The sequence below is a fragment of the Exiguobacterium sp. SH0S7 genome (assembly GCF_004337195.1).
GTDB classification, from domain to species: Bacteria; Bacillota; Bacilli; order Exiguobacteriales; family Exiguobacteriaceae; genus Exiguobacterium; species Exiguobacterium aurantiacum_A.
The window spans coordinates 501,785-528,738 of record NZ_SJVA01000001.1 but is presented as its reverse complement, the minus strand read 5'-3'; the positions used below and the strand labels follow the sequence as shown (position 1 = coordinate 528,738).

Annotated in this window: 25 protein-coding genes, 2 pseudogenes and 1 riboswitch; of the genes and pseudogenes, 21 read left to right on the top strand and 6 right to left on the bottom strand. The window is 51.4% G+C overall.

Going from position 1 to position 26,954, the window contains the following annotated elements:
* Positions 1-26: 26 nt before the first annotated feature.
* The 8 genes from EVJ22_RS02735 to EVJ22_RS02700 all read left to right on the top strand — a co-directional run bounded on the left by EVJ22_RS02735 (position 27) and on the right by EVJ22_RS02700 (position 7,039).
* A complete protein-coding gene (locus EVJ22_RS02735) occupies positions 27-299 on the top strand; it encodes an acylphosphatase (protein ID WP_071397910.1) in 273 nt (90 codons plus the stop codon).
* Positions 300-544: 245 nt separating this feature from the next.
* Complete coding sequence (gene brnQ, locus EVJ22_RS02730; protein ID WP_131443095.1) at positions 545-1,864, top strand: branched-chain amino acid transport system II carrier protein; 1,320 nt, start codon at positions 545-547, stop codon at positions 1,862-1,864.
* A gap of 110 nt (positions 1,865-1,974) precedes the next feature.
* Entirely contained in the window at positions 1,975-3,156 is a 1,182-nt protein-coding gene (locus EVJ22_RS02725) for an MFS transporter (protein ID WP_071397906.1), read from the top strand.
* 17 nt (positions 3,157-3,173) lie between these two features.
* Entirely contained in the window at positions 3,174-4,019 is an 846-nt protein-coding gene (locus EVJ22_RS02720; RefSeq protein WP_131443093.1) for a DUF72 domain-containing protein, read from the top strand.
* Between the two features lie 9 nt (positions 4,020-4,028).
* Entirely contained in the window at positions 4,029-5,375 is a 1,347-nt protein-coding gene (locus tag EVJ22_RS02715) for a bifunctional metallophosphatase/5'-nucleotidase (RefSeq protein ID WP_131443091.1), read from the top strand.
* Positions 5,376-5,422: 47 nt separating this feature from the next.
* Positions 5,423-5,803 (top strand): YutD family protein, encoded by a 381-nt coding sequence (locus tag EVJ22_RS02710; protein WP_035386184.1) that lies wholly within the window; start codon positions 5,423-5,425, stop codon positions 5,801-5,803.
* 156 nt (positions 5,804-5,959) lie between these two features.
* Positions 5,960-6,265, top strand: coding sequence for a hypothetical protein (locus tag EVJ22_RS02705; RefSeq protein ID WP_131443089.1), 306 nt, complete (start codon positions 5,960-5,962; stop codon positions 6,263-6,265).
* 102 nt (positions 6,266-6,367) lie between these two features.
* Entirely contained in the window at positions 6,368-7,039 is a 672-nt protein-coding gene (locus EVJ22_RS02700; RefSeq protein ID WP_131443087.1) for a DUF975 family protein, read from the top strand.
* Between the two features lie 35 nt (positions 7,040-7,074).
* Here EVJ22_RS02700 and glpX read toward each other — a convergent pair whose 3' ends face one another.
* Positions 7,075-8,055: a class II fructose-bisphosphatase gene (gene glpX, locus EVJ22_RS02695; protein ID WP_131443086.1), complete on the bottom strand. Its 981-nt coding sequence runs from the start codon at positions 8,053-8,055 to the stop codon at positions 7,075-7,077.
* Positions 8,056-8,213: 158 nt separating this feature from the next.
* Between glpX and EVJ22_RS02690 the strand changes: the two genes are divergently transcribed.
* The gene (locus EVJ22_RS02690; RefSeq protein WP_199749302.1) at positions 8,214-8,657 is read left to right on the top strand and encodes a DUF86 domain-containing protein; all 444 of its coding nucleotides are present in this window, start codon (positions 8,214-8,216) and stop codon (positions 8,655-8,657) included.
* A 4-nt stretch (positions 8,658-8,661) separates the two neighbouring features.
* A complete protein-coding gene (locus tag EVJ22_RS02685; protein ID WP_070328756.1) occupies positions 8,662-9,432 on the top strand; it encodes a TIGR01457 family HAD-type hydrolase in 771 nt (256 codons plus the stop codon).
* 32 nt (positions 9,433-9,464) lie between these two features.
* Here EVJ22_RS02685 and EVJ22_RS02680 read toward each other — a convergent pair whose 3' ends face one another.
* A complete protein-coding gene (locus EVJ22_RS02680) occupies positions 9,465-9,692 on the bottom strand; it encodes a NifU family protein (protein ID WP_012726833.1) in 228 nt (75 codons plus the stop codon).
* Positions 9,693-9,818: 126 nt separating this feature from the next.
* Between EVJ22_RS02680 and EVJ22_RS02675 the strand changes: the two genes are divergently transcribed.
* Positions 9,819-10,106: a DUF1462 family protein gene (locus EVJ22_RS02675; RefSeq protein WP_233589572.1), complete on the top strand. Its 288-nt coding sequence runs from the start codon at positions 9,819-9,821 to the stop codon at positions 10,104-10,106.
* A gap of 186 nt (positions 10,107-10,292) precedes the next feature.
* Here EVJ22_RS02675 and EVJ22_RS02670 read toward each other — a convergent pair whose 3' ends face one another.
* Positions 10,293-11,348 carry an NAD(P)/FAD-dependent oxidoreductase gene (locus EVJ22_RS02670; protein ID WP_131443081.1) on the bottom strand — a complete coding sequence of 352 codons (1,056 nt, stop codon included), beginning with the start codon at positions 11,346-11,348 and terminating at the stop codon, positions 10,293-10,295.
* Positions 11,349-11,444: 96 nt separating this feature from the next.
* On the opposite strand from EVJ22_RS02670, the gene EVJ22_RS02665 reads away from it, so the two are divergent.
* Complete coding sequence (locus EVJ22_RS02665; protein WP_035386187.1) at positions 11,445-11,681, top strand: YuzB family protein; 237 nt, start codon at positions 11,445-11,447, stop codon at positions 11,679-11,681.
* Between the two features lie 199 nt (positions 11,682-11,880).
* Positions 11,881-13,092: a NupC/NupG family nucleoside CNT transporter gene (locus EVJ22_RS02660; RefSeq protein WP_131443079.1), complete on the top strand. Its 1,212-nt coding sequence runs from the start codon at positions 11,881-11,883 to the stop codon at positions 13,090-13,092.
* A 110-nt stretch (positions 13,093-13,202) separates the two neighbouring features.
* Here EVJ22_RS02660 and EVJ22_RS02655 read toward each other — a convergent pair whose 3' ends face one another.
* A complete protein-coding gene (locus tag EVJ22_RS02655) occupies positions 13,203-13,790 on the bottom strand; it encodes an ECF transporter S component (protein WP_131443077.1) in 588 nt (195 codons plus the stop codon).
* A gap of 158 nt (positions 13,791-13,948) precedes the next feature.
* Positions 13,949-14,090, bottom strand: a riboswitch (FMN riboswitch).
* A gap of 97 nt (positions 14,091-14,187) precedes the next feature.
* Between EVJ22_RS02655 and EVJ22_RS02650 the strand changes: the two genes are divergently transcribed.
* Positions 14,188-14,544, top strand: a complete 357-nt coding sequence (locus EVJ22_RS02650; protein ID WP_131441440.1) for a HesB/IscA family protein — start codon at positions 14,188-14,190, stop codon at positions 14,542-14,544.
* A gap of 109 nt (positions 14,545-14,653) precedes the next feature.
* Entirely contained in the window at positions 14,654-15,508 is an 855-nt protein-coding gene (locus tag EVJ22_RS02645) for a Rossmann-fold NAD(P)-binding domain-containing protein (RefSeq protein WP_070328762.1), read from the top strand.
* A 41-nt stretch (positions 15,509-15,549) separates the two neighbouring features.
* Here the strand turns inward: EVJ22_RS02645 and EVJ22_RS02640 are convergent, their stop codons facing one another.
* Positions 15,550-16,527, bottom strand: a complete 978-nt coding sequence (locus tag EVJ22_RS02640; protein WP_131441441.1) for an NAD(P)/FAD-dependent oxidoreductase — start codon at positions 16,525-16,527, stop codon at positions 15,550-15,552.
* A 268-nt stretch (positions 16,528-16,795) separates the two neighbouring features.
* Between EVJ22_RS02640 and EVJ22_RS02635 the strand changes: the two genes are divergently transcribed.
* The 5 genes and pseudogenes from EVJ22_RS02635 to ptsG (EVJ22_RS02615) form a co-directional block, all read left to right on the top strand.
* A complete protein-coding gene (locus EVJ22_RS02635) occupies positions 16,796-18,007 on the top strand; it encodes an NAD(P)/FAD-dependent oxidoreductase (protein ID WP_131443073.1) in 1,212 nt (403 codons plus the stop codon).
* Between the two features lie 129 nt (positions 18,008-18,136).
* On the top strand, positions 18,137-18,454 hold the full coding sequence (locus EVJ22_RS02630) for a YuiB family protein (protein WP_070328765.1): 318 nt from the start codon (positions 18,137-18,139) through the stop codon (positions 18,452-18,454).
* 118 nt (positions 18,455-18,572) lie between these two features.
* Positions 18,573-19,409: a glucose PTS transporter transcription antiterminator GlcT gene (gene glcT / locus EVJ22_RS02625; protein ID WP_236637645.1), complete on the top strand. Its 837-nt coding sequence runs from the start codon at positions 18,573-18,575 to the stop codon at positions 19,407-19,409.
* A gap of 216 nt (positions 19,410-19,625) precedes the next feature.
* Positions 19,626-21,125 (top strand): annotated as a pseudogene (ptsG, locus tag EVJ22_RS02620) (glucose-specific PTS transporter subunit IIBC); the annotation flags it as partial.
* Positions 21,126-21,258: 133 nt separating this feature from the next.
* Positions 21,259-23,196: pseudogene (ptsG, locus tag EVJ22_RS02615) on the top strand (glucose-specific PTS transporter subunit IIBC); the annotation flags it as partial.
* 138 nt (positions 23,197-23,334) lie between these two features.
* Here ptsG (EVJ22_RS02615) and ptsP read toward each other — a convergent pair.
* Positions 23,335-25,053, bottom strand: a complete 1,719-nt coding sequence (gene ptsP, locus EVJ22_RS02610; protein WP_070328769.1) for a phosphoenolpyruvate--protein phosphotransferase — start codon at positions 25,051-25,053, stop codon at positions 23,335-23,337.
* Positions 25,054-25,385: 332 nt separating this feature from the next.
* Here ptsP and EVJ22_RS02605 point away from each other — a divergent pair, with 332 nt between their 5' ends.
* On the top strand, positions 25,386-26,828 hold the full coding sequence (locus tag EVJ22_RS02605) for a leucyl aminopeptidase (RefSeq protein ID WP_131443068.1): 1,443 nt from the start codon (positions 25,386-25,388) through the stop codon (positions 26,826-26,828).
* Positions 26,829-26,954: the final 126 nt, after the last annotated feature.

The window sequence follows — 26,954 nt, the reverse complement described above, 5'->3', positions numbered from 1 at the left end:
ATTTCATATGAAGGAGGAGAATACTCATGAAACTTGCTAAACAATTGATCGTCTCAGGACGCGTCCAAGGGGTCGGCTTTCGCTATTTTTGTCAAGCGACCGCGATTGAATCGAACCTAAAAGGGTGGGTCCGAAACTTGAGTGATGGTACGGTCGAGCTCCACGTCGAAGGGGAAGAGACGGACTATGCCTTGTTCAAACGCGCGCTCTACGATGGGAATCGGTTCGTCGGCGTCGAACAGATCGAAGAAACGGATATCGCGGAAGCATCGTATCGTGAATTCGATATCCGCTATTGACTATTTTTTTGAAAAGATGACATGAATTCGGTTGACAAGTAGGCTCCTGTTGTAAAAAAAGAGGGGGCTTTTTTTTATGGAAATCTACTTCGCGGAAAAATAAACATCTTTTTTAAAGATAGGGTGGTCAAAAAAAAGATAGTGTGTATAATGGAATAGACCAAGCGCTTCATTGTCAGAAAATTTAGTTATTTAGTTGCATTGCACGACACGGAAGGCATTACAATGTATGTGGAGGTAGTTGTATGAAAAAATCAACATTATTCCCGTTAGCGTTTACGATTTTCGCATTATTCTTCGGAGCCGGGAACTTGCTGTTCCCACCGATGCTAGGAGCGTTAGCAGGTGAGAACCTGTTCCCAGCCCTAGTCGGATTCGTCATTACCGGCGTCGGACTTCCTTTACTCGCCTTGTTCGCAGTCGCACGGGTCGGTGGAGGATCTGATCAAATCGCCCAGTATATTCCGAAGCGTCTTGCACTCCTTTTGACGGGATTAATGTACGTGGCCATCGGACCGTTCTTCGGGATTCCTCGGACTGCAGCGGTCACGTATGAGATGGGAGTCGTGCCGTTTCTCGGTGCGCCGTCGACGTTCACACTCGCCATCAGTTCAACTGTCTTTTTCGGCTTGACGTTCCTCTTGACGCTCCGCGCTCAAAAGTTGATCGAGATCATCGGACGGATCATTACGCCGATCCTCCTCGTCTTGCTTGCTGGCATCGGGATCACAAACCTTGTGGCCCCGCTCGGCTCACCGGTCGCGCCAGCAGCAGGGTATGAGACGTGGCTCGGGGCACTCGGTGAAGGCTTTAAACAAGGTTACTTGACGATGGACGTATTCGGGGCACTCGTCTTTGGTGCAATCGTCCTCGTCACACTTAAAGCGAACGGGATGTCGGATCAAAAAGAAGCGTCATCGCTTCTCCGGACGTCCGGTTTACTCGCCGTCACGTGTTTGATGCTCGTCTACATCTCGCTCGCATCGATCGGGGCGAACATGACGGGTCTTACGGGAACGACTGACGGCGCAAGCCTCCTTCAAACGTTTGCCGGTACATCGTTCGGTCAAGTCGGCATGCTCGCACTCGGGGCAGCGGTCTTCCTTGCTTGTTTGACGACAGCGGTCGGACTCATCAGTGAGTTTTCGCGGTTCATGAGTAACACGTTCGAGTCGCTCAAGTACTACCAAGTCGTCATCGGGACAACGCTATTCGGTTACTTGATTTCACTCGTCGGCCTCGGCACATTGATTGAAATCGCGATACCGTTGCTCACGCTCTTGTACCCGGTCATGATCGCACTCGTGCTCGTTTCGGTCACGGAACGGATTCAACGTAACCCGCAAGTCGCCATGAAGGCGACCGTTTACACGGCGCTCGTGTTCTCGTTGTTCGAGACGGCACAAGGCTTGGCTCCAACAGCCGTGACTGCATGGGTCACGAACTTGCCGATGGCTGAAATCGGGCTCGCCTGGGCAGTTCCGACGTTGATTGTTTATGTCGTCACACTGTTCTTACCGAAACAGCGGTCGAGTCGATCACTCGCCGAGTCACGCATCTCATAATTTTACCGTCACCCATCCTCTGGTCCAGGATGGGTGTTTTGCTGTCTTATCGTTTGCTCATTTCATTCATCAACAAGTAAAATGAATAGATGAAAAGGAAGTGACACACGTTGACAACAAAACAAAAGAAACAATTGGCGATCCTCATGCTGAACATGTTCATCGCCGTAGCAGGATTCGGGATTATCATTCCAATCATCCCGGACTATTTAAAAATGATTGGCGAAGGTGGTACCGCCGCCGGACTGATGATTTCGGTCTTTGCCGGGGCCCAGCTGCTCATGTCACCGATTGCGGGGAAATGGGCTGACGTTTACGGTCGCCGGCTGATGATTATTTCAGGGCTTATTGGGTTCACCATCTCGATGGCAGTCTTTTACTTATCGGACAATCTGACGGTCTTACTGATCTCGCGCGCCATCGGCGGAGTCGGGGCCGCATTGCTCATTCCAGCAATCTTTGCGTACGTGGCCGACATCACGACGCTCAAACAACGGGCGAAAGGGAATAGCTATATTTCCGCGGCAATGTCGCTCGGGATCGTCATCGGACCCGGGATCGGTGGCTTTTTCGCCGAATTCGGGCTGAAAGCACCGCTCTTGTTGTCGGCGATCGTCTCATTCGTCGCCGTCATATCGTCAATCATTCTATTGAAAGAGCCGGACCGGGAACCATACGTCCGGACGAACGAGACCGAATCGTTACCACGTCAACTCTTATCGTCGACTAAAAAACCTTATTTCTTCGTGCTCGTCATCAACTTGGTCATGGCGTTTGGCCTCATGGCCTACGAATCGGTGCTCGGACTGTTCGTCAGTGAGACGTTCAGTGCGACGCCGCAAGAAATTGCCGTCATGATCACAGGTACGGGGATCGTCAGTGTCATCGTTCAGCTGTTTGCCGTCGACCGACTCGTCTCGCTCTTCGGTGAGATCAAAGTCGTGCTCATCTTCATTATGCTCGCGGCACTCGGCTTCTTGTTCTCGCTGTTCGCGGGCTCGTATGCGATTTTCTTCGCGATCACGCTCATCATCTTCTTGTCGACCTCGATTCTTCGTCCGGTGTTGAATACGCTCGTGTCGAAGATGGCAGATAAAGAACAAGGCTTCGCGATGGGGATGAACAACGCCTATATGAGTATCGGTAATATCGTCGGGCCGACGCTTGCCGGGATTGCCTTCGATATCGACATGCGCTATCCGTTCATCATGGGACTTGTCTTGTTGCTCGTGACGTTTAGCGGGACCCTAAATTGGTCAAAGCGAAACGCGGAGACATCGTTCGAACAATAATGTGAGGAGGAAACACGATGATTTATGTCGGTGTGACCGGTTGGGGAGACCACGACCTGCTCTATACGACGCCGGAAGAGCGGAAGCAGAAACTGTCGACATACGCCGGGCACTTTCCGACGGTGGAGGTCGACTCCTCGTTCTATGCGATTCAACCGGTGAAAAACTATGAGAAATGGAATCGTGAGACGCCGGACGGCTTTCAGTTCGTCGTCAAAGTTTCCAGGGAAATGAGCGGTCACGACCGTGAACCGAAGCTGCCGCTCGCCGAACTGTTCGATCGCTACCGGACATCGGTCGAGCCGCTCAAACAGGCGGGTAAACTTCGGGCCGTCCTCGTCCAACTCCCGCCGTGGTTCGACGTCTCGAAGCCGCATCTCGACTATTTAAGGACGATTCGAGCGGAGCTGATCGACTATGACATCGCCGTCGAGTTTCGGAACCCGACGTGGTTCTCGGAAGCATTTCGCGACCGGACGCTCGCGTTCTTGAGCGAGCAACGCTTCATCAACACGGTGTGCGACGAACCTCAGACGAAAGAGAGCAGCATCCCGTTCGTCCCGGTCGTCACGAACCCGGAAGTCGCAGTCGTCCGTCTGCACGGCCGCAATACGGCAGGGTGGCTCCGCAAACCCGGGATGACGAGCCAAGAGTGGCGTCACGTCCGTTGCCTGTATCGATACAGCGAAGACGAACTGCAGGAACTTGCGACGGCGTGCCGGGCACTCGAACGAGATGCCAAGTCGGTCTACGTCTATTTCAACAACAACTCGGCCGGGGATGCGGCACCGAACGCGAAACGTTTGATTGAGATTCTCGGTGCCGAGTATGAGCTCGCCCCGAGCCAAATCAGCCTGTTTTAGGAAGAGGGGATGGCCGTGCGTACGATTAAAATCTTTCATTACAATGACTTGCATTCAAAATTTCATAATTGGCCCCAACTTGTCTCCTTTTTGAACGAACGCCGGCATGAGGACACGCTCGTCTTCGACCTCGGCGATCATGCCGATCGAACACACCCGGCGACGGAAGTGACGAAAGGGCAAGTGAACGTCCGCTTGCTCAATCGGCTCAATCCGACGGCCGTGACGATCGGCAACAACGAAGGCATCACATTTCCGCACGAATGGCTCGATTCGCTCTATGAGGATGCGACGTTCCCCGTCTTGCTCGCGAACGTTTATCACGCGGACGGGACGCGACCGGACTGGGCGATGGAAACGCTAGTCCTCGAGAGGTCCGGTGTCCGTGTCGGTCTGTTCGGCGTGACCGCACCGTATGAAGAGCTATATCCTGAACTCGGTTGGAAAATTGAGTCGCCCCTGACGGCGACGGCTCGGGCACTCGAGGAACTTAAAGAATGTGACGTCATCATCGCGCTCAGTCACCTCGGTTTTTATGCCGACGAGCGTCTCGCCGAAGCGTTCCCGACCATCGATGTCATCCTCGGGGCACATACGCATCACGTGCTAAACGACGGTGTCATGAAGAACGGGGTATTGATCGCCCAGGCCGGGAAGTACGGACAATACGTCGGAGAAGTCGAGTTGACGCTTCGAGGCGACCAAGTCGTAGAGAAGAAGGCTTGTCTCCATGACTTGACGGACCACGATCAGGACGACGATACGCTACGGGCGTTACGTGTCGAATATGAACAAGCCGAGAGCTTGCTTGACGTGACGATTGCCGCCACGCCGGGCTATGGGAGCGATTGGTTCGGACCATCTCCGATTGCGGAATTGTTGGCGGACGGATTAATGGACTGGTGTGATGCCGAAGTAAGTATCCTTCCATCGGGCATCCTGCTTGAAGGCTTGGCACCCGGACAAGTCACGCTCAATATGTTACATCGCATCTGTCCGCACCCGATCAACCCATGCCTGTTGACACTCAACGGCGCAACGTTGCTTCGGTTCTTGAGCGATGTTCATGAGGAGCCGTTCACGACGATGCATGTGCGTGGGCTCGGGTTTCGCGGGACGGTGCTCGGACAACCGATCGTCCACGGTCTTGAATTGAAACAAGGCCGTTACTTGCTTCACGGCAACGAGATTGGACTGGAACAGACGTATCGTGTCGCCACGGTCGATATGTTCACGTTCGGTCCGCTTTTGCCGTATTTGGCGGATCAGCCAAAACGTTACTATATGCCGGAACTTCTGCGCGACGTGTTACGTGAAACAATCATGGCGCGTCATGATGCGATCCGAAAACGATAGGGGAACTATTGATTGGCGTGATATGATAAGAAAGTGGAGGTGTGAAAATGATTAGAGTGAATCACCATGGATATACCGTCATTGAAGAGAAACGCGATGGGTTTGATGAAGAGGCATTCATCGCTCGTTATAGTGATGTGCTCGATAAATATGATTACATCGTCGGCGATTGGGGACATGGTCAACTTCGTCTCAAAGGATTTTATGAAGTGAAGTCGAAGTTTGCCACGTACGATAATCGAATCGATCATGTGATGGACTATGTGTACGAGTATTGTAACTTCGGTTGTCCGTTTTTTGTCCTCAAGAAAGAGACGGAGATTGATGAAAGCGAAGACGGTCCTGTGTTCGGCGGAACGAAACAACCGCTCAAACTAAAACGAAAATTCAATAAAGCGGAAGAAGCTGAAACTTCGACCGGTTCATGACGCGCTGATGACATCGGCGCTTTTTTTGTTACAGATATTTCCTGAATGTTTCGTTTGGGTGAAAAGACGGTGTGACAGGTTTAGGGATAAGAAAATTGTGATAACTTATATATAAGATAACTTTTTCTGTTCGGGTTTTGGAAATGAGGTGGAAGGATGCAACACGTACAAACGACGACCGTCGGTGATCGCGATGATGTCCATAACCGAATCCATAACTTAGGGTTAGGTTTATTGGCGATGCTGTTCTTCGGATTAGGGAGTATCATGACATTCTATTTCACAGCCGCGGTCCTTTTGTTTGAGTTGGTCCATGTCTTGGTCGTTCGCCGGTTTGAGTATCGGAATACATTTCTAAAAAGCCGGTTGTTTAAAGCGATCTCATTGACTGTTGTCGCTACAGGTGTGCTCTTATTTATTCTATCGATGTCGCAGTTTTTTATGGGCAATATCTTATATTAACGGGGAAAAGGGGAAAACCTTTTCCCTTTTTTCGTGAATTTTGAAACTTTCTGTTGATTCGTGTCGTAGACTAAGAGGAGAACAAAAAAAAGGGTGGATATTATGACAGCACAATGGAAACAACACGCACAAAAGATGTTGACAGGAAATCGCTGGCTGCTTGCCGGAATTTTGATTTTGTTCGTTGTCTTGAATGGGATTCCTCAATCCTTTATGCCAACAATCGACCCGGATGCAGTGCCTACATCGACAGAAACTGGTTTGACATTCTTATCACTTCTGCTCACGTTGTTGATTGCACCGCTCACAGTCGGGTGGTCATGGCTCGTCCTCTCCGTGTCACGCGGCGACAAGCCGGCCGTCTCGAAATTATTTGAACCGTTCCAAACCGGCTATTTGAAGCACGTGCTCGCGCCGTTCTTTGTAGGGCTGTTCATCACGCTGTGGTCGCTTCTTTTCTTGATTCCTGGAATCATTAAAAGTTTCTCGTACTCGCTCACGAACTATATTTTACGTGATCAGCCGGAACTGTCGGCTCTCGAGGCAATTACCGAGTCGCGCCGGATGATGGACGGTCACAAGATGGACGCGTTCAAGCTCGTCCTTTCGTTCATCGGTTGGTTCTTCGTCGGCGTACTCACGCTCGGAATCGGCTTCTTATACGTGTATCCGTACTTCTCGACGACGTACGCCGCGTTCTATGATTCGCTTCGTGAAGCAGATCAGCCGCGCACTAACCACGTAGGTACGCCTGATATGGAACAAGGATTCTAAAAAAACCTCCGCTCAAATTTTGAGCGGAGGTTTTGTCATGCTTCGACTTGTTGTTTGTTCAGGTACGGCTTCAACGACAACGTGTGTTCAGCGACGACTTTGCGGATCGTCTTCGTCTTCGAACGCATGACGAGCGACGTCGTCTCGACGATATCGTCCGTCAAGAACTTAACGCCGTCGAGCAGTTCACCCGTCGTGACACCGGTCGCGGCAAAGATGCAGTCGTCACTCTTGACGAGATCGTCGATCGTGAGGAGTTGGAGCGGATCCTCGATGCCCATCGAGATGACGCGGGCCGTCTCGTCTTCGTTCATCGGGTGAAGGCGGGCTTGCATATCGCCGCCGAGCGCCTTGACGGCTGCTGCCGTGATGACGCCTTCTGGTGCGCCGCCTGTCGAGATGAAGATGTCGATCGGGTTCGATTTGATGGCTGCGGCGATCCCGGCCGAGACATCGCCGTCATCGAACAGTTTGACGCGTGCGCCTATACGCATCGCCGCTTGACGGAGATGTTCGTGGCGATCGCGGTCTTGCATGATGACGGTCACTTCTTCGATACGTTTGCCGTTATAGAGCGCGGCTTTCTCGATGATCGACTCGAGCGGTTCATCGAGCGAGACTTTCCCTTTCAGGTTCGGTCCGACGACAAGTTTATCCATATACATATCAGGTGCGTGGAGGAGAGCGCCTTTATCGGCGACTGCGATGACGACCATGGCGTCGCCGAGTCCTTTGGCGACAATCGATGTCCCTTCGAGCGGATCGACCGCGATATCGACTTCCGGCCCGAACGTCGTACCGAGGCGTTCGCCGATATAAAGCATCGGCGCCTCATCTAATTCGCCTTCACCAATCACGACAGTCGCATCCATATTGACCGTACCGAGCACTTCGCGCATCGCTGACGTCGCCGCGTCATCGGCCTCGTTCTTTTGGCCGCGACCAATCCATTTTGATGATGCCAATGCCGCTGCCTCGGTTGCTCGTACGATCTCTAACGCTAATTCTCGTTCCATAGTGTTGAACCCTCCACGTGATTTCTATTTAATGTGACATACTAATTAAAGTGTTAATCCGTGGATTAGTGTATCACAATCAGATAAATGATGTAAATAGGGGAGATTCTTTTCTCGAGTCGGAAAAAAGATTATGATAAGGGGCAGGGGGGATGACGATGTATTTTGTAAATAGAGAAAAAATCAATGAGACGCTGGCCCATATGGAAACGATGTTGCATCGGATTGATCAGCTCGAAGGGGACGCGTTCACACTTGAACTTGCGAAAGAGCGTTTGGCCGTGCATTTGATGGAAGGCGTCATCGATGTCGGCAACTCGATGATCGACGGCTTCATTATGCGCGATCCGGGGAGTTATGAAGATATCGTCGACATTTTATTGGACGAGCGTGTGCTCGACGCACAGACGGCTCAAGCGGCGAAAGAGCTCGTCATGATGCGTGCCTATTACGTCCGGGAGTTCGTCACGTCGGATTCGGCCCGCTTTGACGCCTGGACGGAGCGTCAAAAAGAGACGTTCGCAGCATTTCCCGGGCAAGTCCGCCGCTATTTAGAAGTGGAACTTGGACCAGTATCAGCATTTCTACCGGAAAGCGAGTGATTAGATGAATTTAATTAAAGGATACTTATTTGATTTAGATGGAACGATCTATGCGGGCACCGAGCCGATCAAAGCAGCGGTCGACTTTGTGAATCGGCTCGAGGCGACGGGCTTCCCGTACTTGTTCGTCACGAACAACGCCTCGATGACGCCGAAACAAGTCGCGGACAAGCTCGTGTCGATGGGTGTCCACGTGACGCCCGAGCACGTCTTGACGAGTGCGATGGCGACGGCACGTTATATCGAGAAGATGACACCAGGGGCGACCGTTTATATGATTGGGGAAGACGGTCTCCGAATCGCGCTTGAAGAGCGTGGCTTCCATGTGACGGACGAACCGAAAGCCGACTACGTCGTCATCGGACTCGACCGCCACATCACGTATGAGAAATTAGCGAAAGGTGCGCTCGCGATTCGGTCAGGCGCCCGCTTCATCTCGACGAACGGGGATATCGCCATCCCGACCGAGCGCGGCTTTTTACCGGGCAACGGGGCGCTCACGTCCGTGCTCACGGTGACGACGGAAAAAGATCCGTTCTTCATCGGCAAGCCGGAGCCGGTCATGATCGACATCGCCCTCGAGATGATCGGTCTGACGAAAGACGAGGTCGTCATGGTCGGGGACAACTACCATACGGACATCTTGTTCGGAATTAACGGAGGACTACGGACGCTACACGTCAATTCAGGCGTTCACGGGCCGGCGTTCATCCAAGAACAAGAAAAGCTCCCGACCTATATGGTCGAGAGCTTGGACGAATGGACACATGCATGAAAAAAAGGGATGACGCTTGTCTCCCTTTTTGTTTAGAATACTTGTTCGACTTCGACGATGCCAGGTACTTCTTCAATGAGCGCGCGCTCAATTCCGGCTTTCAAAGTGATTGTTGAAGACGGGCAGCTGCCGCATGCACCCATCAAACGAAGTTTGACGATGCCTTCTTCTACATCAACGAGTTCGACGTCACCGCCGTCGCGAAGCAAGAACGGGCGTAATTTATCGAGTACTTCTTGGACTTGATCAAACATTTCCATGGTATCTACCCCTTTCTGGTTCTATTCCATTCTAGCAAGTTTGAGATTGTTTCTCAATCTTTAACGCTGAGCGTTTGAAGATGAGGCGACTTGATGAATTTTGTATAATAAGTTAGAAGAGGGGGAATGACGATGAAAATCACGGTATACGGGGCAGAAGTGCAGTGTGCAAGCTGTGTCGGGGCACCGAGCTCGATTGAGACATATGAATGGTTACAAAGTGCGCTCGCCCGGAAATATCCGGAGCGCAAGTTCGAGTTCGAATACATCGACTTCGAGCAAGCGGACGATGACATCGCCGAGGCGATCAAGCAAGACGAATGGTTTTACCCGCTCGTCCTCTTGAACGGGGAAGTCGTCGACGAAGGAGTCGTCCAGTTGCGTAAAGTGTATACGGCGATCGACCAGAACTGAACGACATCATAAAACAAGGTTGAGCGAATACACATTCGTTCAACCTTGTTTTCGACTTAGCGAAGTTGGAACGACGACGTCGCTGAACTTGCCGTGTATCCTGAGAGCGTCGCATCCGCCGAATCAAATCACATAAAAAAATCGCGAGATGGCAAGGCAGCCATTTCGCGATTTGGTCGTATTATTTTATTTGATGACTTTATGTTTCCACAGGATACCGGACTTGAGAAGTCGGGCCACTTTCCCGGTCAGCGACTGTTTCCCCATGAAGACGCCGAAGCCGGCCTTCTTCCCGAGCGATCCGAGCGTGCCGCGGAGTTTAATATCCGGCAACTCAGGATAAGCGACACCTTTCCACTTGCAGAGCAGGACTTGGACGATTTGTTCCGCTTGTGCCTCGGCGAGTTGACCTGAAGGTGCGTACGGGAGGCTGGCGTTGTCACCGACGACGAAGACGTCAGGCGAATCGGGGACGTAGTGATGCGGTGTCAGTTTCACACGGCCGCCCCCATCGAGTTCCCAGCCTTGGTTCCGGACGACGGCGACCGGTTGGATCCCGGCCGTCCAGACCGTCAAGTCAGCGGCAAAGTGTTGTTCGTGGTTCCATAGACCGTCTGGGTCGACCCGGACGATGTTGGCATTGTTGATGACTTCAACGCCATGCTCTTCAAACCATGATTGAACGTACATCGAGACACGGCTCGATAAAAAGGACAGGACGGAAGGGCCACGGTCGAACAGTCGGACGGTCAGATCGGGACGGCTCTCGCGAAGTTCGCTCGCGAGCTCGACACCGGATAGCCCGGCCCCGACGATCGAGACGATCGAACCGGGCGACAAGCCATTGATCGCTTGTTGCGTCTTGCGTGACTCTTCTAACGTTTGGATACTATACGTGAACTCGGCGGCGCCGGGCACGTTATGGTATTTGTCCTCGCAGCCTAAGCCGATGACGAGGTCGTCGTACGGCACTTTTTCCCCGCTTGCGAGCAACACCATCTTGTCGGTCGTATCGATGTCCGTGACTTGCCCGTATATGTAGTCGACTTCTTCCGGGAAATCGACACGGATGTCACGATCGGATACCGTTCCTGCGGCTAGTGCATAATACTCTGTTTTTAATCCGTGATAAGGTAGACGGTCGATTAATGTGATCGATACGTCCTTCAGCTGATGGCCGAGGACGCGTTCGATTACACGCATACCCCCGTAACCGCCTCCTAAGACGACTAATTTGCGCATAAAAATCCCCCTTTGTTACTCTCTAACTGTACCATGATATAATACCTCGTAGAAGAACCATTTTCCCGCAATAGGGGAAGAAAGACGGTGAAAAAAATGATGAATCCGATCATCGAGTTTTGTGCCTCGAACTTAGCGATGGGTTCACAGATCGCCCGGGCAAAACTAGAGTCCGATCCTGACCTAGACGTCGTCGAATATGGCTGTACCGGCTACTGTGGGGTCTGCTCGCTCGACTTGTTCTGTCTCGTCGACGGAGAAGTCGTGATTGGGGAGACACCGGAACAACTCGTTACGAACGTGTATGAAAAAATCGAAGAGATGGCCTGGTAAAAAAGTTTGAGATTTCTCAAACTTTTTTCTTTTTGACCCGTTGCTTTTTTTAAAACGGTTTGGTATATTCTAAGAGGTTCGAATGTAGGTTGTCTGACGTTTAACAACATAAAAAGAAAGCGTTTCAAACGGTAGGGCACATCTTGATTCGGGTATAACACAATCATCGGGTTTTCAATATGAAAGGAGCACAACACCAATGAATATCATGAGCGTGGTTGGTATTTTGGCACTAATTGGAATCGCTTACATCTTCTCGACCAACCGTAAAGCCATCAAATGGCGTACAGTTCTTGCCGCTTTCGCGATCCAGTTTACGTTCGCGTTCCTCGTCCTCTTCACATCGGTAGGGCGTTCGGCGTTAGAATTTATCTCAGGAGGCGTACAAAACGTCTTGAACACGGCGAACGCCGGAATCGGCTTCGTCTTCGGTACGGCAGTCGGGGGAGACAACTTCGTCTTCGCGTTCCAAGTCTTACCTATCATCATCTTTATGTCTTCTTTAATTGCCTTTCTTTACTACATCGGCGTCATGCAATGGGTCATCCGTATCCTCGGTACGGCACTTGCAAAAGCACTCGGTACGTCACGTAAAGAATCGCTTTCAGCGACGGCGAACATCTTCGTCGGTCAGACGGAAGCACCGCTCGTCATCAAGCCTTACCTTCCAACAATGACACAATCTGAATTGTTTGCCGTCATGGTCGGTGGTCTCGCATCAGTTGCCGGTTCGGTACTTGCTGGATATGCCGCACTCGGAGTTCCGCTCGAGTACTTGCTCGCAGCGAGCTTCATGGCAGCGCCTGCTGGTTTGATGTTTGCAAAAATCATTGTCCCAGAAACGGATGTACCGGATGATGATATCGAAATTGCTGAAGATGAAGAGAACAAAGCAGCAAACTTCGTCGATGCGGCCGCTCGCGGTGCGTCAGACGGTTTGTTCCTCGCATTGAACGTCGGTGCGATGCTTCTTGCCTTCGTTTCATTGATCGCACTCGTCAACTTGCTTCTCGGTGGAATCGGTGGTTGGTTCGGTCTAGAAGGCCTCTCACTTCAATTGATCCTTGGTTACGTGTTTGCACCGCTCGCGTTCGTCATCGGTGTACCATGGGCGGATGCCGTACAATTCGGTAGCTTCCTTGGACAAAAACTCGTCTTGAACGAATTCGTTGCCTTCTCTGAGTTCGCACCGATCATCGGTTCAGGTGAGTTGTCAGCTCGTACAGAAGCGATGATTGCGTTCGCACTCTGTGGATTCGCCAACATCTCATCACTCGCCATCCTTCTCGGTGGTCTTGGTGGTATGGCACCGAACCGTCGTAACGACATCGCACGTATGGGTGTCCTCGCGATTCTCGCAGGTACGCTTGCGAACTTGATGTCAGCGACTCTCGCTGGTCTTCTTCTCTAATCGTTATTCACAAACAAGAGCGCTCACTCCGGTGGGCGCTCTTGTTCATGGTCGTCATATATTGAACATAAAAAATCACCCAAGGAATGTTTCCTTTGGATGATTTGGCATTACGCTTGCAGTTGCATTTGTTGACGTTCGATCCACGGCTTCAACTTCAGGAAGAGCGGGACGAACAAGGCGGTGATCAATAATGCCTTAATCAAGTTGAACGGTAAGATACCGTACAGGACGAGGTTCGTCTTGACTGCTGGATCGGCCATCTCGGCCATTCCGAAGAAGAACGCGTAAGCTGGTAAGATGAGTAGGTAGTTCAAAATCGCCAAGCTGAGCGCCATCGTGATCGTACCTGCCACGAGGCCTGAAGCGAGCGCTTTATTCGTTTTACGTTTATGGTAGAACCAAGCGACCGGATACATGAATGCGACACCTGCAAAGAAGTTCGCGACTTCACCGACCGGGACGCCGCCACCGTTAAAGACATAGTAGAGGACGTTTTTTAGAGCGACGACCACGACACCTGCGAGTGGCGAGAAGACGATACCGGCGATGAGCGCTGGGATGTCACTGAAGTCCACTTTCAGGAAGGGTGGCAGGAAGGGCAGCGGGAAGTTAAAGAGCATGAGGACGAATGAAATCGCCCCGAGCATCGATAGCGTCACCAGTGTTGTCAATCGTTTGTTGCGCGTTGTTTTCATCAAAATCTCTCCTTTTGTCGCTCCTTGATGAATGGCACCCGTCGCATAGAAAAACCCGATTGTGTGAACAATCGGGAGAGTTTACGCGCATACGAAATAGATGTTCTCATCGGTGTGGAGTCCACGCCAAAGAAAACATCCGGATATCGGTCGGATGCCGCCATCTTCTCCCATCCAGACTTTACTGTCGGCTTTCGAATCTCACGAAATCAGCAAGCAACGCCTTGCTCGCTCACGGGCTGAGAAGAACTTGTCTTCAATACCGCCGGTCGGGAATTTCACCCTGCCCCGAAGATGGAACGATTTAATTTTTTTTGTTACAGTTTAGTTATACAAGATATTTCACAAAATCACAAGTCAGTTGACTTGAAGTGAAGATAAATGAGGAGGAGTTCAGATGATTCATTTGACAGAGCCAGCCGCACTACAAGTCATCGATATGATGAAACAGACCGAACGCCCTGAGGCCCAGTTCTTACGGATCAAAGTCCAAGGCGGTGGGTGTACCGGCTTATCTTACGGGATGGGGTTCGATGAAGACAAGACGGACAAGGATGTCCAGTTCGACCATCATGGCGTCCGCGTCATCGTCGCCGAAGCAGACCACGGTGTCGTCGACGGTCTCGAAATCGATTACAAGCAGTCGATGCTCGGCGGTGGCTTCACGATCAAAAATCCGAACGCAATCGCGACGTGCGGTTGCGGCTCAAGTTTCCGGACGGCGGCGAACGCCGGCACGCCGGGGGATTGCTAAACGATAGACAGGTTGCCGACACGCTCGGCAACCTTTTTTGGTGAGCATGTTAATGAGAGGAAATGAACGGGAATATTGGATGGAGAAGGATGATAAGGGGGTAGGAGTGATGAGAAAAGTGTTGATTTTCGGTGGCTCGCGTTACTTTGGGAAACGGCTCGCACTGCGGCTCGCTGAAGCAGGCGACGACGTGACGATTGTCACTCGGGGACAGCTGCAAGTGCCGGAAGCGGAAGGTATCCGCTCCATTAAAGGAGACCGTCAGTCGGTCGCGACGATGAAAGACCTCGCACGCAACGAGTATGACCTCGTCTACGACAATATTTGTTTCAATCCGTATCAGGCGAAGATCGCGACAGATGCCTTCATGGACCGGGTCGGGAAATATGTGCTCACGTCGACGATGTCCGTCTATGCGCCAGAGGCGGCTTTAAAAGAGAGCGACTTCAATCCGCTCCATCATGAATATCACCTCGACGCGGAACACGATTACGGACAAGGGAAACGAGAGGCCGAATCGTACTTCTTCCATCGGGCCTCGTTCCCTGTCACGACGGTGCGGTTGCCGATCGTCCTAGGGCCGGATGATTACACCGACCGGTTAAAATTTTATGTCGACGCGGTTCGGAACGAAGAGCCGATCGTATTACATCACCCGGAGGCGCTGATGGGATTCATCTCAAGTTTCGAGGCGGCAGCTTTCTTGGAATGGGTCGGCCGTGCCGACGTGAGGGGGCCGTTCAACGCCGCGAGCGACGGTCTCATCTCGTTAGGTGCGCTCATGGAACGAATTGGACAGCATATCGGTAAACCGGTCCAAATCATTAAGGATGGGGAGTCGTCCCCGTACGATACAGACGTCGACTACTACATGTCGAACGCCGAGGCGAAAAAAGCTGGCTTCGTGTTCACGCAACTCGATGATTGGATTGACCGTGTCATCATTCAAACGATCCGCAAATGAAAAAAACGGCCTCTCATCGTTCGCAGATGAGAGGCCAGTCTTTATTTCCCGGCAAATACCGAGGTTGAATGTTGTGGGTGACGCGCTGTCGGGTCGACGAGCTGTTTCACTTGGTTGACGGCGATCGGTGCTTCACCGAAGCCGGTCGCTATCAATTTGACTTTGCCTTCGTACGTGGCGATGTCACCGCAAGCGAAGATGCCTGCGACTGTCGTCTCCATTCGCGAGTCGACACGTATCGTGTTTTTCTCAAACTCCATGCCCCAGTTTTTGATTGGGCCGAGCGATGAGACGAACCCGTAGTTACAAATCAAGTCGTCGATGTCGACGAACTTCGATGCGCCGTCTTTGTCAGTTAGTTCGACCGACTCGATATGCGTCGCGCCCGAGAGTGATTCGATATTATAAGGCGTCCAGACGTTGATTGTCGAGGCTTTCATTTGTTCGACCGTATGCTCGTGAGCCCGGAAACGGTCACGACGGTGGACGATATGGACTTCTTTGGCGATACCTTCGAGCATGAGTGCCCAGTCGACGGCCGAGTCGCCGCCGCCGGCGATCATGACGCGACGGTCGCGGAATTTCTCCATGCTGTCGACGAAGTAATGAAGGTTCGCGTAATCTTCACAACCGTCCAGTCCGAGCGGACGTGCGGCGAACGCGCCGTTGCCGGCTGTGATGATGATTGCTTTCGTATGGTACTCGTCCTTGTTCGTCGAGATGTGGAACGTACCGTCTTCGAGTCGCTCGACCGTTTCGACCGTCTCGCCAAGGCGATAATCTTGTTCGAACTGATCGGCTTGCGCTTTCAGTTGGTCGACTAGATCTTGTGCCTTCACTTTTGGGAAGCCGGCGATGTCATAAATATATTTCTCTGGATAGAGCGTCGACAATTGCCCGCCTAATTGCGGCAAGCTTTCGATCAACGTCGCATCGAGTTGGCGCATACCTGCATAAAATGCGGTGAACAGCCCGATTGGACCGCCACCGATAATGACTACATCTTTCGTCGATTTCATCGAATTCCTCCTCGTGAAGCGTGTACTTCTATTATATGGTCTAACGTAAACTAAATCCATTCAGTACAAAGATGCAATACTTTCGAAAAAAATTCAAGAAGATAAGCTTTTTCATTGAGAAAACGGATTAAACGTCGTACAATGAACGGGAAGCAATTGTGAACATTGGTTGAACAAGAATTAGGCTTTATTGTGAACGTCTATGTGAAAAAACACACAACATAGTTGTTCAGGAAAACAAAACTTTTAAAACAAGGTGGAAATGAACATGAAACGACCTAACATTGTTATCCTCGGCGCAGGTTTCGGTGGACTCATCACGGCAGTCAACCTGCAAAAGACGCTCTCAGCTGGAGATGCAAACATCACGTTGATCAACAAACACGATTACCATTACCAAACGACTTGGCTTCATGAGCCGGCGGCTGGAACGATGAAGCCTGAGCAAGCTCGTGTCTACATTAACGACGTCGTCAATGCGTCACGCGTTAAACTTGTCAAAGGGATCGTCGATCGCGTCGATACTACGGCCAAACAAGTGATGCTCGAAGACGGATCGACTGTCGAGTACGATTACGTCGTCTTCGCCCTCGGTGGCGTACCGGAAACATTCGGTATCCCGGGCCTTAAAGAGAATGCGATGACGATCAACTCGCTCAACAGCGTTCGTAAAATTAAAGAACATATCGAGTATTCGTTCGCGCAATACAAGACGAACGGATCATCTGACCGTTCATTCGTCACGATCGTTGTCGGTGGTGCCGGATTCACAGGTATCGAGTTCCTCGGTGAGCTCGTCAACCGTGTCCCTGAACTTTGCAAACAGTACGATGTTCCCCGTGAAGCGGTCCGCATCGTCAACATCGAGGCAGCGCCAACGGTTCTTCCAGGGTTCGACCCGGAACTCACGACGTATGCGCAAAAATGGCTCGAGCGTAACGGCGTCGAGATGAAACTCGGCAACGGCATCAAAGGTGTAGAGCCAGGTGTCGTCACGTTCGGTCCACTCCAAGGCGAGACGACGGAGACGATTGCAGCGAACACGATCCTTTGGACAGGCGGCGTCAGCGGCAGCCCGATCGTTGAGAAGTCTGGCTTTGAAGCGGTCCGTAACCGTGTCATGGTCGAGGCGGACAACCGTGCCCCTGGCCACGATAACGTCTTCATCATCGGTGACTGCTCAGCGGTCATGGATCCTGTCTCGAACCGTCCGTACCCGCCGACGGCGCAAATTGCGACGCAACAAGCGCACAACGTGGCGAAAAACATCGCTGCGCTCATCAACGGCAAGTCGACTTCGAAGTTCACGTATGAGAGCAAAGGGACGGTCGCGTCACTTGGTCATAACGATGGAATCGGGATCGTCATGGGCAAAAAGATCTTCGGTCGCAACGCTTCATTCATGAAGAAAGTCATCGACAACAAACACTTTATCGAGCTCAAAAAATACGGTCTCGTCCTTAAAAAAGGTAAATTCTGATTCGTTTGAGCCAACGAGCAGCCTGTTCATTTGAACGGGCTGCTTTTTCATGTCAACGATTCAGTGAACTTCTTTGACCAAGCGGATTTCTTTTCGGTATAATAGACAACGGGAAAAGGGGGCAATCACATGCACATCATCCAAGCCGTCATTGGCGCGATTTTATATTTAGTCATCTTCTTCAGCATCGGGTTCATCTTGAATATGCTGCTGAAAAAGACGTGGACGCTCGTGTTCATCTATCCGATTTTCGTCATTATGATGATCGACAACGTCAAGCTGTCAAGCTACGTCACGGAAACATCGACCGCGCTCGCGAACGTCTATGAGCGTCTGCTCGGTCTGCAGTTCCTCGACATTTTTATGCTCGGATTCGGATTGCTCGGTGCCATCTTGGCAGGGGTCACCATCCGGTACTTGCGTAAGAGCGGTTACTCGATGTTTTAAAGACGACAGAAATGTTCGTCTTTTTTTGGTTTCTGCCTACTTTTTTAGAAGCTGAACCGATATACTAGATAAGATAACGATTTAATTAGTAAGGGATGCGATACGTTTGACATTACCGATGTATACGATCAAAAAAGTGTTGAATAATAGCGTTGTCATTTGTCAACATGATACGGATCCGGAAGTCATTCTGCTTGGGAAGGGGATTGGCTTCGGCAAGAAAGCGGGCGATCTCGTCGACCCGGCCAGCGTCCCGGAGAAAGTGTATCAATTGACGGATAAGGAAGAGCAATCTCAATACCGTGAGCTCGTGAAGCACGTCGATGAAGACTTCATCGCCTTCATGCAAGACATCGTCGGCTTCATCGAGAGCAACACGGGAAAAAAAGTCGACCAACATATCCATATCGGCCTGACCGATCACTTGTTCTTTACGATGAAACGGATCGAACAAGGGATGGAAGTGACGAACCCGTTCTTACTCGAGACCGAATCGCTCTATCCGAACGAGTACGCGCTCGCCGAACGGATCGTCGACATGATCCACGAGCGCCTCGACGTATTGCTTCCTGATGCCGAGGTCGGATTTATCGCCCTTCATATCCATTCGGCGACGACGTTTAAAAACGTCCTCGAAGTCAATCGTCACAATCAAATCATCGGCCAGATCGTTCAAACGATTGAGAGTCGTTTGAACGTCAAAATGGACCGTACTTCGCTCGATTATAAGCGCTTACTTCGGCACTTGAGGTACGCCGTTGAGCGGGTTGCGACAGGTGAGACGGTCGAGGCCCCACAAAAAATAGAAAAGGTGTTGCGTGAAGAATATCCGCTATGCTATAGTACTGCTTGGGAGCTGATGGGCATCATGGAACGCGAATTAAAGCGTCCTGTCCCACGAGGTGAAGCGACATATTTGACGATGCATCTCCAGCGACTGACTACAAGTAGATAACTGATACCACGTATCTTACGTGTTACTGATTCGATCAGGCATGAGTAAGGAGTGGAACGGCTACGATTTCTCTATTGAGGAGAAGTCTACGTTCTATACCTTATTCATGCCTGTTTCTGTTTTTATAAACGTTCATTATGAAAACGTTTAGATACGTCGGTTGTCTGACATCTACGTTCGGTTTCAGAATAAACAATTACAAAAGGAGGATTTATCATGTTTAAGCAGATTTTTGGTGTTCTTCAAAAAGTCGGTAAAGCGCTTATGCTTCCTGTAGCCATCTTGCCGGCAGCCGGTCTTCTTCTCGCATTCGGTAACGCGATGCAAAACCCGGCCCTTACGTCACGCGCTGGTTGGTTGACGAACGCAGGCGTTGTCAAGTTTGCTCAGCTCATGGAGCAAGCAGGCGGAATTATCTTCTCGAACTTAGCACTCTTATTCGCAGTCGGTGTCGCGATCGGTTTAGCAGGGGACGGCGTTGCCGGACTCGCAGCCATCGTCGGGTTCCTCATCATGAACAAAGTCATGGGTGTTTGGCTCGAACTCACACCTGAGATCATCGCACAAGGTGACCCGGCTTACGCGTCAGTCCTTGGTATCCCAACACTTCAAACAGGTGTCTTCGGTGGTATCATCGTCGGTCTGATAGCGGCCTGGGCATACAATAAGTACTTCAACATCGAATTGCCACAATTCCTTGGCTTCTTCGCTGGTAAGCGTTTCGTCCCAATCGTCACAGCTGTATTGGCTGTCGTCGCTGGTTTCGTCATGCTTCTCATCTGGCCGCCGGTTCAGCACGGATTGAACACGTTCTCGAACTTCATGTTGACTGAAAACCGCACGTTAGCGGCATTCGTCTTCGGTTTGATCGAACGTTCATTGATCCCGTTCGGCCTTCACCACATTTTCTACTCACCGTTCTGGTTCGAATTCGGATCATACACGGATGCAGCTGGTACGATCGTCCGCGGTGACCAAGCGATCTTCTTCGCTCAAATCCGTGATGGCGCCGAGTTGACAGCCGGTACGTTCATGACTGGTAAATACCCGTTCATGATGTTCGGTCTTCCTGCAGCAGCACTTGCGATGTACCATGAAGCACGTCCTGAGCGTAAAGCGGTCGTCGGTGGTTTGTTAGCTTCGGCAGCACTCACATCGTTCTTGACAGGTATCACAGAGCCGATCGAGTTCTCATTCTTGTTCGTCGCTCCACTCTTGTTCGCAGTACACGCAGTCTTCGCTGGTCTTTCATTCATGGTCATGCACATCTTGAACGTCAAAATCGGGATGACGTTCTCGGGCGGTTTGATCGACTACCTTCTCTTCGGTGTACTTCCTAACCGTACAGACTGGTGGCTCGTCATTCCAGTCGGACTCGCGTTCGCAGTCGTCTACTACTTCGGATTCCGTTTCGTTATCCGTAAGTTCAACCTTAAAACACCGGGCCGTGAAGATGAAGTCGTTGAGCAATCAACTGCTACTGGTTCGGAACTTGCACAAGATATCCTCGTTGGTTTCGGTGGTTCACAAAACATCAAACACCTTGACGCATGTATCACACGTCTTCGCGTCGAAGTGAAAGATAAGAGCCAAGTGAACAAAGAAGAGTTGAAACGTCTCGGGGCAGCTGGTGTCCTTGAAGTCGGTAACAACATTCAAGCGATCTTTGGACCGCGTTCGGATGCATTGAAATCAGAGATGCAAGCGGTCATCGCTTCAGGTAACGAAAAGAAAGCAAACTAAGTATTAAGCCAATCCGTTAAGGGTTGGCTTTTTTTGTATGGGGAAACGGTTTCAGCCTGGTATCAGATGGGGAAAAGTAAGTATTCTGACAAAAGGAGGAACCATGATGTGGAAGAAAGTGTTTGGCGTATTGCAACGGATCGGGAAGGCGCTCATGCTTCCGGTTGCGATTTTGCCGGCAGCCGGTCTATTACTTGCATTTGGTACGGCGTTCCAAAATCCTGATCTCGTTTCGCTGTTACCTTTCTTGGCAAACGATTCACTCGTCCTCATTTGGCAAGTCATGACCGATGCCGGGGATATCGTGTTCGCCAATTTAGGTCTGTTGTTCGCCGTCGGGGTCGCCATTGGGCTGGCCAACGGAGACGGTGTTGCCGGGTTAGCAGCTATCGTTGGTTATTTGATCATGAACAAAGTTATCAGCACGTGGAACGGGATTACTGCAGAAATTGCCCAAGGAGACCCTGCCTATGCCTCGGTACTTGGTATCCCGACGCTTCAAATGGGAGTATTCGGTGGTATCATCGCCGGTTTGATTGCCGCGTTCGCGTATAACAAGTACTTTAACATCAAGTTGCCGGACTTCTTAGGATTCTTTGCCGGGAAACGTTTCGTTCCGATTGCGACCGCCGCGTTCAGTTTGGTGATCGGGATTGCGCTGGCTTATATCTGGCCGCCGATCGGAACGGCCATCAATACGTTCTCAAGTACGATTATTGAAGCAAACGTAGCCGTTTCCGCATTCGTCTTCGGGTTGGTCGAACGTTCATTGATTCCGTTCGGGCTACATCATATTTGGTACTCGCCGTTTTGGTTCCAGTTCGGGGAATATACGAACCAGGCGGGAGACCTCGTCCAAGGTGACCAACGGATCTTCTTCGCCCAGCTTCGTGACGGCGTCGAGTTCACAGCCGGGACGTACATGACCGGGAAATTCCCATTCATGATGTTCGGATTACCGGCCGCTTGTCTCGCCATGTACCATACGGTCCCGAAAGAGCGTCGTAAAGACGTGGAAGGACTTTACTTCTCAGCAGCCCTCACTTCATTCTTGACGGGGATCACAGAACCAATCGAGTTCTCGTTTGTCTTCGTCGCACCTCTTCTCTTTGGTATTCACGCTGTATTCGCTGGACTATCATTTATGACCATGCATTTACTCAACGTCAAAATCGGGATGACGTTCTCAGGCGGACTCATCGATTATCTGTTGTTCGGGGTATTACCGAACCGGACAGCTTGGTGGCTTGTCATTCCAGTCGGTCTCGTCTTCGCGGTCGTCTACTACTTTGGATTCCGTTTCGCGATCACGAAATTCGATTTGAAAGTTCCTGGTCGTGACGTTGTCGCCGAAGGAAAAGGCGCACGGGCTGTCGTTGGGGATGACCTTCCGTACGAAGTGCTCGTCGGTCTGGGTGGTCCTGAGAATATCAAGCATCTTGATGCTTGTATCACACGACTCCGTGTCACCGTGAATGATGTCAAACAAGTCGACAAAGACTTGCTGAAAGATCTTGGTGCCGCCGGTGTGCTTGAAGTCGGGGATAATATTCAAGCTATCTTCGGACCGAAGTCCGATACACTCAAATCGCAAATCGCCGCCATCATCGAAGGTGGCGAGTACAAACCGAAAGAAAAAGCGGTCATCACGCCGGAAGCGGCCGAACATGCCGACCACCGCTTCCTCGCACCGATGTCCGGTGTCATCTTGTCGCTTGACGATGTACCGGACCAAGTCTTCTCGGGCCGGATGATGGGTGAAGGGTTCGCGATCGAGCCGAGTTCAGGCCAAGTCGTGGCTCCGGTCACCGGTCACATCACGACGTTCTTCCCGACGAAACACGCGATCGGGCTGCTCGCGGACGACGGACGCGAGATTCTCATCCACGTCGGTCTTGATACGGTCAATCTGAAAGGGGAAGGGTTCGTCGCCAAAGTCAAAGAAGGTGACCGCGTCGAAGCGGGAGATATTCTGCTCGAGGTCGACCTCAACTTGATTCGTGACAAAGTCCCGTCGCTCATCACGCCGATCATTTGGACGAACGGGGACGGCAAAGTCGTCGTCGTACCGTTCGGAGAGACAGTCGTCGCCGGGGAAGCACTTGATTTTAGAACGGATGACAAAGGCGCGGAATAAGCGCAAAAAAAAGCGGCTCTCGCAAATTGCGAGAGCCACTTTTGATTATGCTTTAATATCGAATTTTTGGCTGATGAAGTTGACGACTTCTTCGGCTGTATCCATGTTGAGGACGTCGTTGACGATCGCTTCTGTTTCAGCTTTCGTCAAACGTTTCACGAGGCTACGTGCGCGAAGGACGCTTGAAGCCGACATCGAGAACTCGTCGAGGCCAAGTCCGAGCAGGATTGGAATCGCGAGCTCTTCTCCAGCCATCTCGCCACACATGCCGACCCATTTGCCTGCTTTGTGTGCTTCTGTGATGACGTTGTGGAGAAGGTTCAAGATGGCCGGGTTGAACGGCTGGTACAAGTACGAGACTTTCTCGTTCATGCGGTCAGCTGCCATCGTGTATTGAATCAAGTCGTTCGTGCCGACAGAGAAGAAGTCGACTTCTTTCGCGAATTGTTTCGCCATGACGGCTGTCGAAGGAATTTCGACCATCATCCCTGTTTCGTAGTTACCGACAGCGACGCCTTCTGCTTTCAACTTCGCTTCTTCTTCGAGAAGAAGGGCTTTCGCCGCGCGGAACTCTTCAAGTGTCGCGATCATTGGGAACATGATAGCGAGGTCACCGTGAGCCGAGGCGCGGAGAAGGGCGCGAAGCTGTGTGCGGAACAAGTCCGTTTCTTCAAGGCAAAGGCGGATGGCGCGATAGCCGAGGAACGGGTTCATTTCTTTCGGTAGGTCGAGGTAAGACAATTCTTTATCTCCACCGATGTCGAGCGTACGGATGACGACTTGTTTGCCTTCCATACCTTCGATTACTGTTTTGTATGCTGTGTACTGCTCTTCTTCAGTCGGGAACGTTTCTGAATCCATGTAAAGGAATTCTGTCCGGTAAAGACCGATCGCATCAGAACCGTTTTTAAGAACGCCTTCAAGGTCGTTCGGTGTCCCGATGTTCGCCGCGAGTTTCACTTTATGACCGTCTGCCGTGACAGATTCTTCGTTGACGAGTTGCTTCAACTCTTCTTTGTAGGCTTCGAATGACGCACGTTTTGCGACGTATTCATTGACGAGTTCTTCAGACGGATTGACGAAAACGTCTCCTTCTGTCCCGTCGATGACGACGAGGTCGCCGTTCTTAATTTCTTCGAGTGCGACTTTTGTTCCGACGACTGCCGGGATTTCAAGTGAGCGCGACATGATGGCCGAGTGTGACGTACGACCGCCGATGTTTGTCGCGAACCCTTTGACGTATTTGCGGTTGAGCTGAGCCGTGTCAGACGGTGTCAAATCTTCAGCGATGATGATGACTTCTTCAGAAATTGAAGCAGGTGTCATGAACGTGACGCCGAGGATGTGGGCCATGACGCGTTTCGTGACGTCACGAACATCGGCTGCGCGCTCGCGCATGTACTCGTTGTCCATCGATTCAAAGATCATAATCATCGTTTGAGCGACTTCATCGAGCGCTTTCGCAGCGTTCATGTGTTCGCTTTCAATTTTTTCGTTCACTTGCGAGACGATCTCTGGGTCTTCCACGATGAGCAAGTGAGCCGAGAAGATCTCTGCCTTGTCTTCTCCGAGTTCACGGAGCGTGATTTGGCGGATCTCTTCGAGTTCAGTTTTCGACTGAGCGATGGCTGCTTGGAAGCGTGCCTTCTCAGCTGCTACGTCCTCGATTTTGTTCGTCGGGATGTCAAATGAAGGTGTCTCCATGACGAATGCTTTCGCAACTGCGATTCCTGCAGATGCGCCAATACCTTTAATGTGTGACATAAGCGTAATCCCTCTCTTCAAAGAAATAGTGTTCTTTCCGACGGTTACCTCGTTAGTTCTTACCCGAAATGAAAAAGGAACTAACGAAAACCCGGAAGATTAAAGTAGCAACGGTCTACTACTAGGGGAAGCCTCGACCGAACAAAATGGCCTCGCCTCGAGCACGAGGGATGCCTGATTGCGTACTTTCCTATCCTATCATAAAATAAATCATCGTCACAACGAGGAGATGGCCTTTGAATTTGAAGAATTAGCGACGATTGCGCATACTATTTCATTATTTCGATGAAGTTCGTTATGCTTACCTTATATAAAGAAGGGAAGTGGCAAAAATGTACACATTCGCTGAATTAGATTGGACCGGTTCACACGAGACGATTGTTGTCGGAATCGGGGCGGCCGACGCCGTCGAAGCAGGGCTCGACACGTTGTTCAACGGGCGCGTCAAATCGCTCATCCAGTCAGCTGACATCTCGACGAAAACAGGGGAAGTGTCGATCGTGCCGACGTTTGAAGGGAACATCAAGCGCGTGTTGTTCGTAGGTTTAGGACAACGGAACGATTCGTCCGTCGAAAACTTGCGGAACTGGTTCGGGAAAGTCGCGAAAGAAATCAAAGGCCGCGGTTTTACGGACGTTGCGGTCGCTCTCGATACGTTTGAACCAGGTGTGGCAAGCTTGTTCGCCGAAGCGTATGAGATGGCGACGTATGAGCATCCTACATATAAGTCGGCGCCGAAGTCGGCGACACCGGACGTGACGATCACACTTTTAGGAGACGTGAACGAAGCGGACGTCGAAGCGGGTGCCGCTTACGGGCGTGGGGTCAACGTCGCTCGTAAGTTGACGATGATGCCGGCTAACATTTTGGACGCAGTGGCATTAGCCGACTATGCCGTCGACTTAGCCGATCGTCACGGTTTCAACCATCGAATCATCGAGAAAGAAGAGATGGAGGCGCTCGGCATGGGTGCGCTGCTCGCCGTCAATCAAGGTTCAACAATCCCGCCGAAGTTGATCGTGCTCGAGTACAACGGTGCCGGTGACGATGCACCGATTGCCGTCGTCGGAAAAGGTGTCACGTTCGACACGGGCGGTTACTCGATCAAGCCAAAAGACGGGATCGTCGGGATGAAAGGCGATATGGGTGGAGCAGCCACCGTGCTCGGTCTGTTCGAGACGCTCGCGACGACGAAACCGGCTGTCAACGTGCTCGGTGTCATCCCGTCAACGGACAACATGATTTCAGGAGACGCGTTCAAACCGGACGACGTCATTACGGCGATGAACGGGAAAACGATCGAAGTGCTCAATACCGATGCGGAAGGACGACTCGTTCTTGCCGACGCGGTGACGTTCGCGAAGACGTACGACCCGCAAGCAATCATCGATGTAGCGACGCTGACAGGCGGTGTGCTCGTCGCGCTCGGTACTGAGGTGACTGGTTGCCTGACGAACGACGACTCGCTCTATGAGGCGCTAGAGGCGGCGAGCCGAGCGACGAATGAGCTCGTTTGGCAAATGCCTTACTTTGACGTGTTCATCAAGCAAGTTCGGAAATCTGAAGTCGCCGACTTGAACAACTCACCGGGCCGTTACGGTCATATGATTTTCGGTGGGGCGTTCGTCGGCGAGTTCGTCGGTGACACACCGTGGCTTCATCTCGATATCGCGGGAACGAGCGAGCGCTCTTCGGCGAGTGATCTCGGTCCAAAAGGCCCGACCGGTGTCATGGTACGGACGCTCGCGTCAATGCTCGAAGGATGGAAGCGTTGAAATTCGGATTGATGTTGATCGGTTTGGCCATCGCCGCAGGTCTGGGCTATGCGGCTTGGCCAAGCCAGTTGTTGTTAGGGGTATCCGTCTTTAGTGCGGTGCTCGGAGTTTTGTTTTTGATTCAGG

Coding starts and splice junctions, on each gene's coding strand:
- EVJ22_RS02735 (WP_071397910.1), top strand. CDS start 27: ATGAAACTTGCTAAACAATTGATCGTCTCAGGACGCGTCCAAGGGGTC.
- brnQ (WP_131443095.1), top strand. CDS start 545: ATGAAAAAATCAACATTATTCCCGTTAGCGTTTACGATTTTCGCATTA.
- EVJ22_RS02720 (WP_131443093.1), top strand. CDS start 3,174: ATGATTTATGTCGGTGTGACCGGTTGGGGAGACCACGACCTGCTCTAT.
- EVJ22_RS02715 (WP_131443091.1), top strand. CDS start 4,029: ATGGCCGTGCGTACGATTAAAATCTTTCATTACAATGACTTGCATTCA.
- EVJ22_RS02710 (WP_035386184.1), top strand. CDS start 5,423: ATGATTAGAGTGAATCACCATGGATATACCGTCATTGAAGAGAAACGC.
- EVJ22_RS02705 (WP_131443089.1), top strand. CDS start 5,960: ATGCAACACGTACAAACGACGACCGTCGGTGATCGCGATGATGTCCAT.
- EVJ22_RS02700 (WP_131443087.1), top strand. CDS start 6,368: ATGACAGCACAATGGAAACAACACGCACAAAAGATGTTGACAGGAAAT.
- glpX (WP_131443086.1), bottom strand. CDS start 8,055: ATGGAACGAGAATTAGCGTTAGAGATCGTACGAGCAACCGAGGCAGCG.
- EVJ22_RS02690 (WP_199749302.1), top strand. CDS start 8,214: ATGTATTTTGTAAATAGAGAAAAAATCAATGAGACGCTGGCCCATATG.
- EVJ22_RS02685 (WP_070328756.1), top strand. CDS start 8,662: ATGAATTTAATTAAAGGATACTTATTTGATTTAGATGGAACGATCTAT.
- EVJ22_RS02680 (WP_012726833.1), bottom strand. CDS start 9,692: ATGGAAATGTTTGATCAAGTCCAAGAAGTACTCGATAAATTACGCCCG.
- EVJ22_RS02675 (WP_233589572.1), top strand. CDS start 9,819: ATGACGATGAAAATCACGGTATACGGGGCAGAAGTGCAGTGTGCAAGC.
- EVJ22_RS02670 (WP_131443081.1), bottom strand. CDS start 11,348: ATGCGCAAATTAGTCGTCTTAGGAGGCGGTTACGGGGGTATGCGTGTA.
- EVJ22_RS02665 (WP_035386187.1), top strand. CDS start 11,445: ATGATGAATCCGATCATCGAGTTTTGTGCCTCGAACTTAGCGATGGGT.
- EVJ22_RS02660 (WP_131443079.1), top strand. CDS start 11,881: ATGAATATCATGAGCGTGGTTGGTATTTTGGCACTAATTGGAATCGCT.
- EVJ22_RS02655 (WP_131443077.1), bottom strand. CDS start 13,790: ATGAAAACAACGCGCAACAAACGATTGACAACACTGGTGACGCTATCG.
- EVJ22_RS02650 (WP_131441440.1), top strand. CDS start 14,188: ATGATTCATTTGACAGAGCCAGCCGCACTACAAGTCATCGATATGATG.
- EVJ22_RS02645 (WP_070328762.1), top strand. CDS start 14,654: ATGAGAAAAGTGTTGATTTTCGGTGGCTCGCGTTACTTTGGGAAACGG.
- EVJ22_RS02640 (WP_131441441.1), bottom strand. CDS start 16,527: ATGAAATCGACGAAAGATGTAGTCATTATCGGTGGCGGTCCAATCGGG.
- EVJ22_RS02635 (WP_131443073.1), top strand. CDS start 16,796: ATGAAACGACCTAACATTGTTATCCTCGGCGCAGGTTTCGGTGGACTC.
- EVJ22_RS02630 (WP_070328765.1), top strand. CDS start 18,137: ATGCACATCATCCAAGCCGTCATTGGCGCGATTTTATATTTAGTCATC.
- glcT (WP_236637645.1), top strand. CDS start 18,573: ATGTATACGATCAAAAAAGTGTTGAATAATAGCGTTGTCATTTGTCAA.
- ptsP (WP_070328769.1), bottom strand. CDS start 25,053: ATGTCACACATTAAAGGTATTGGCGCATCTGCAGGAATCGCAGTTGCG.
- EVJ22_RS02605 (WP_131443068.1), top strand. CDS start 25,386: ATGTACACATTCGCTGAATTAGATTGGACCGGTTCACACGAGACGATT.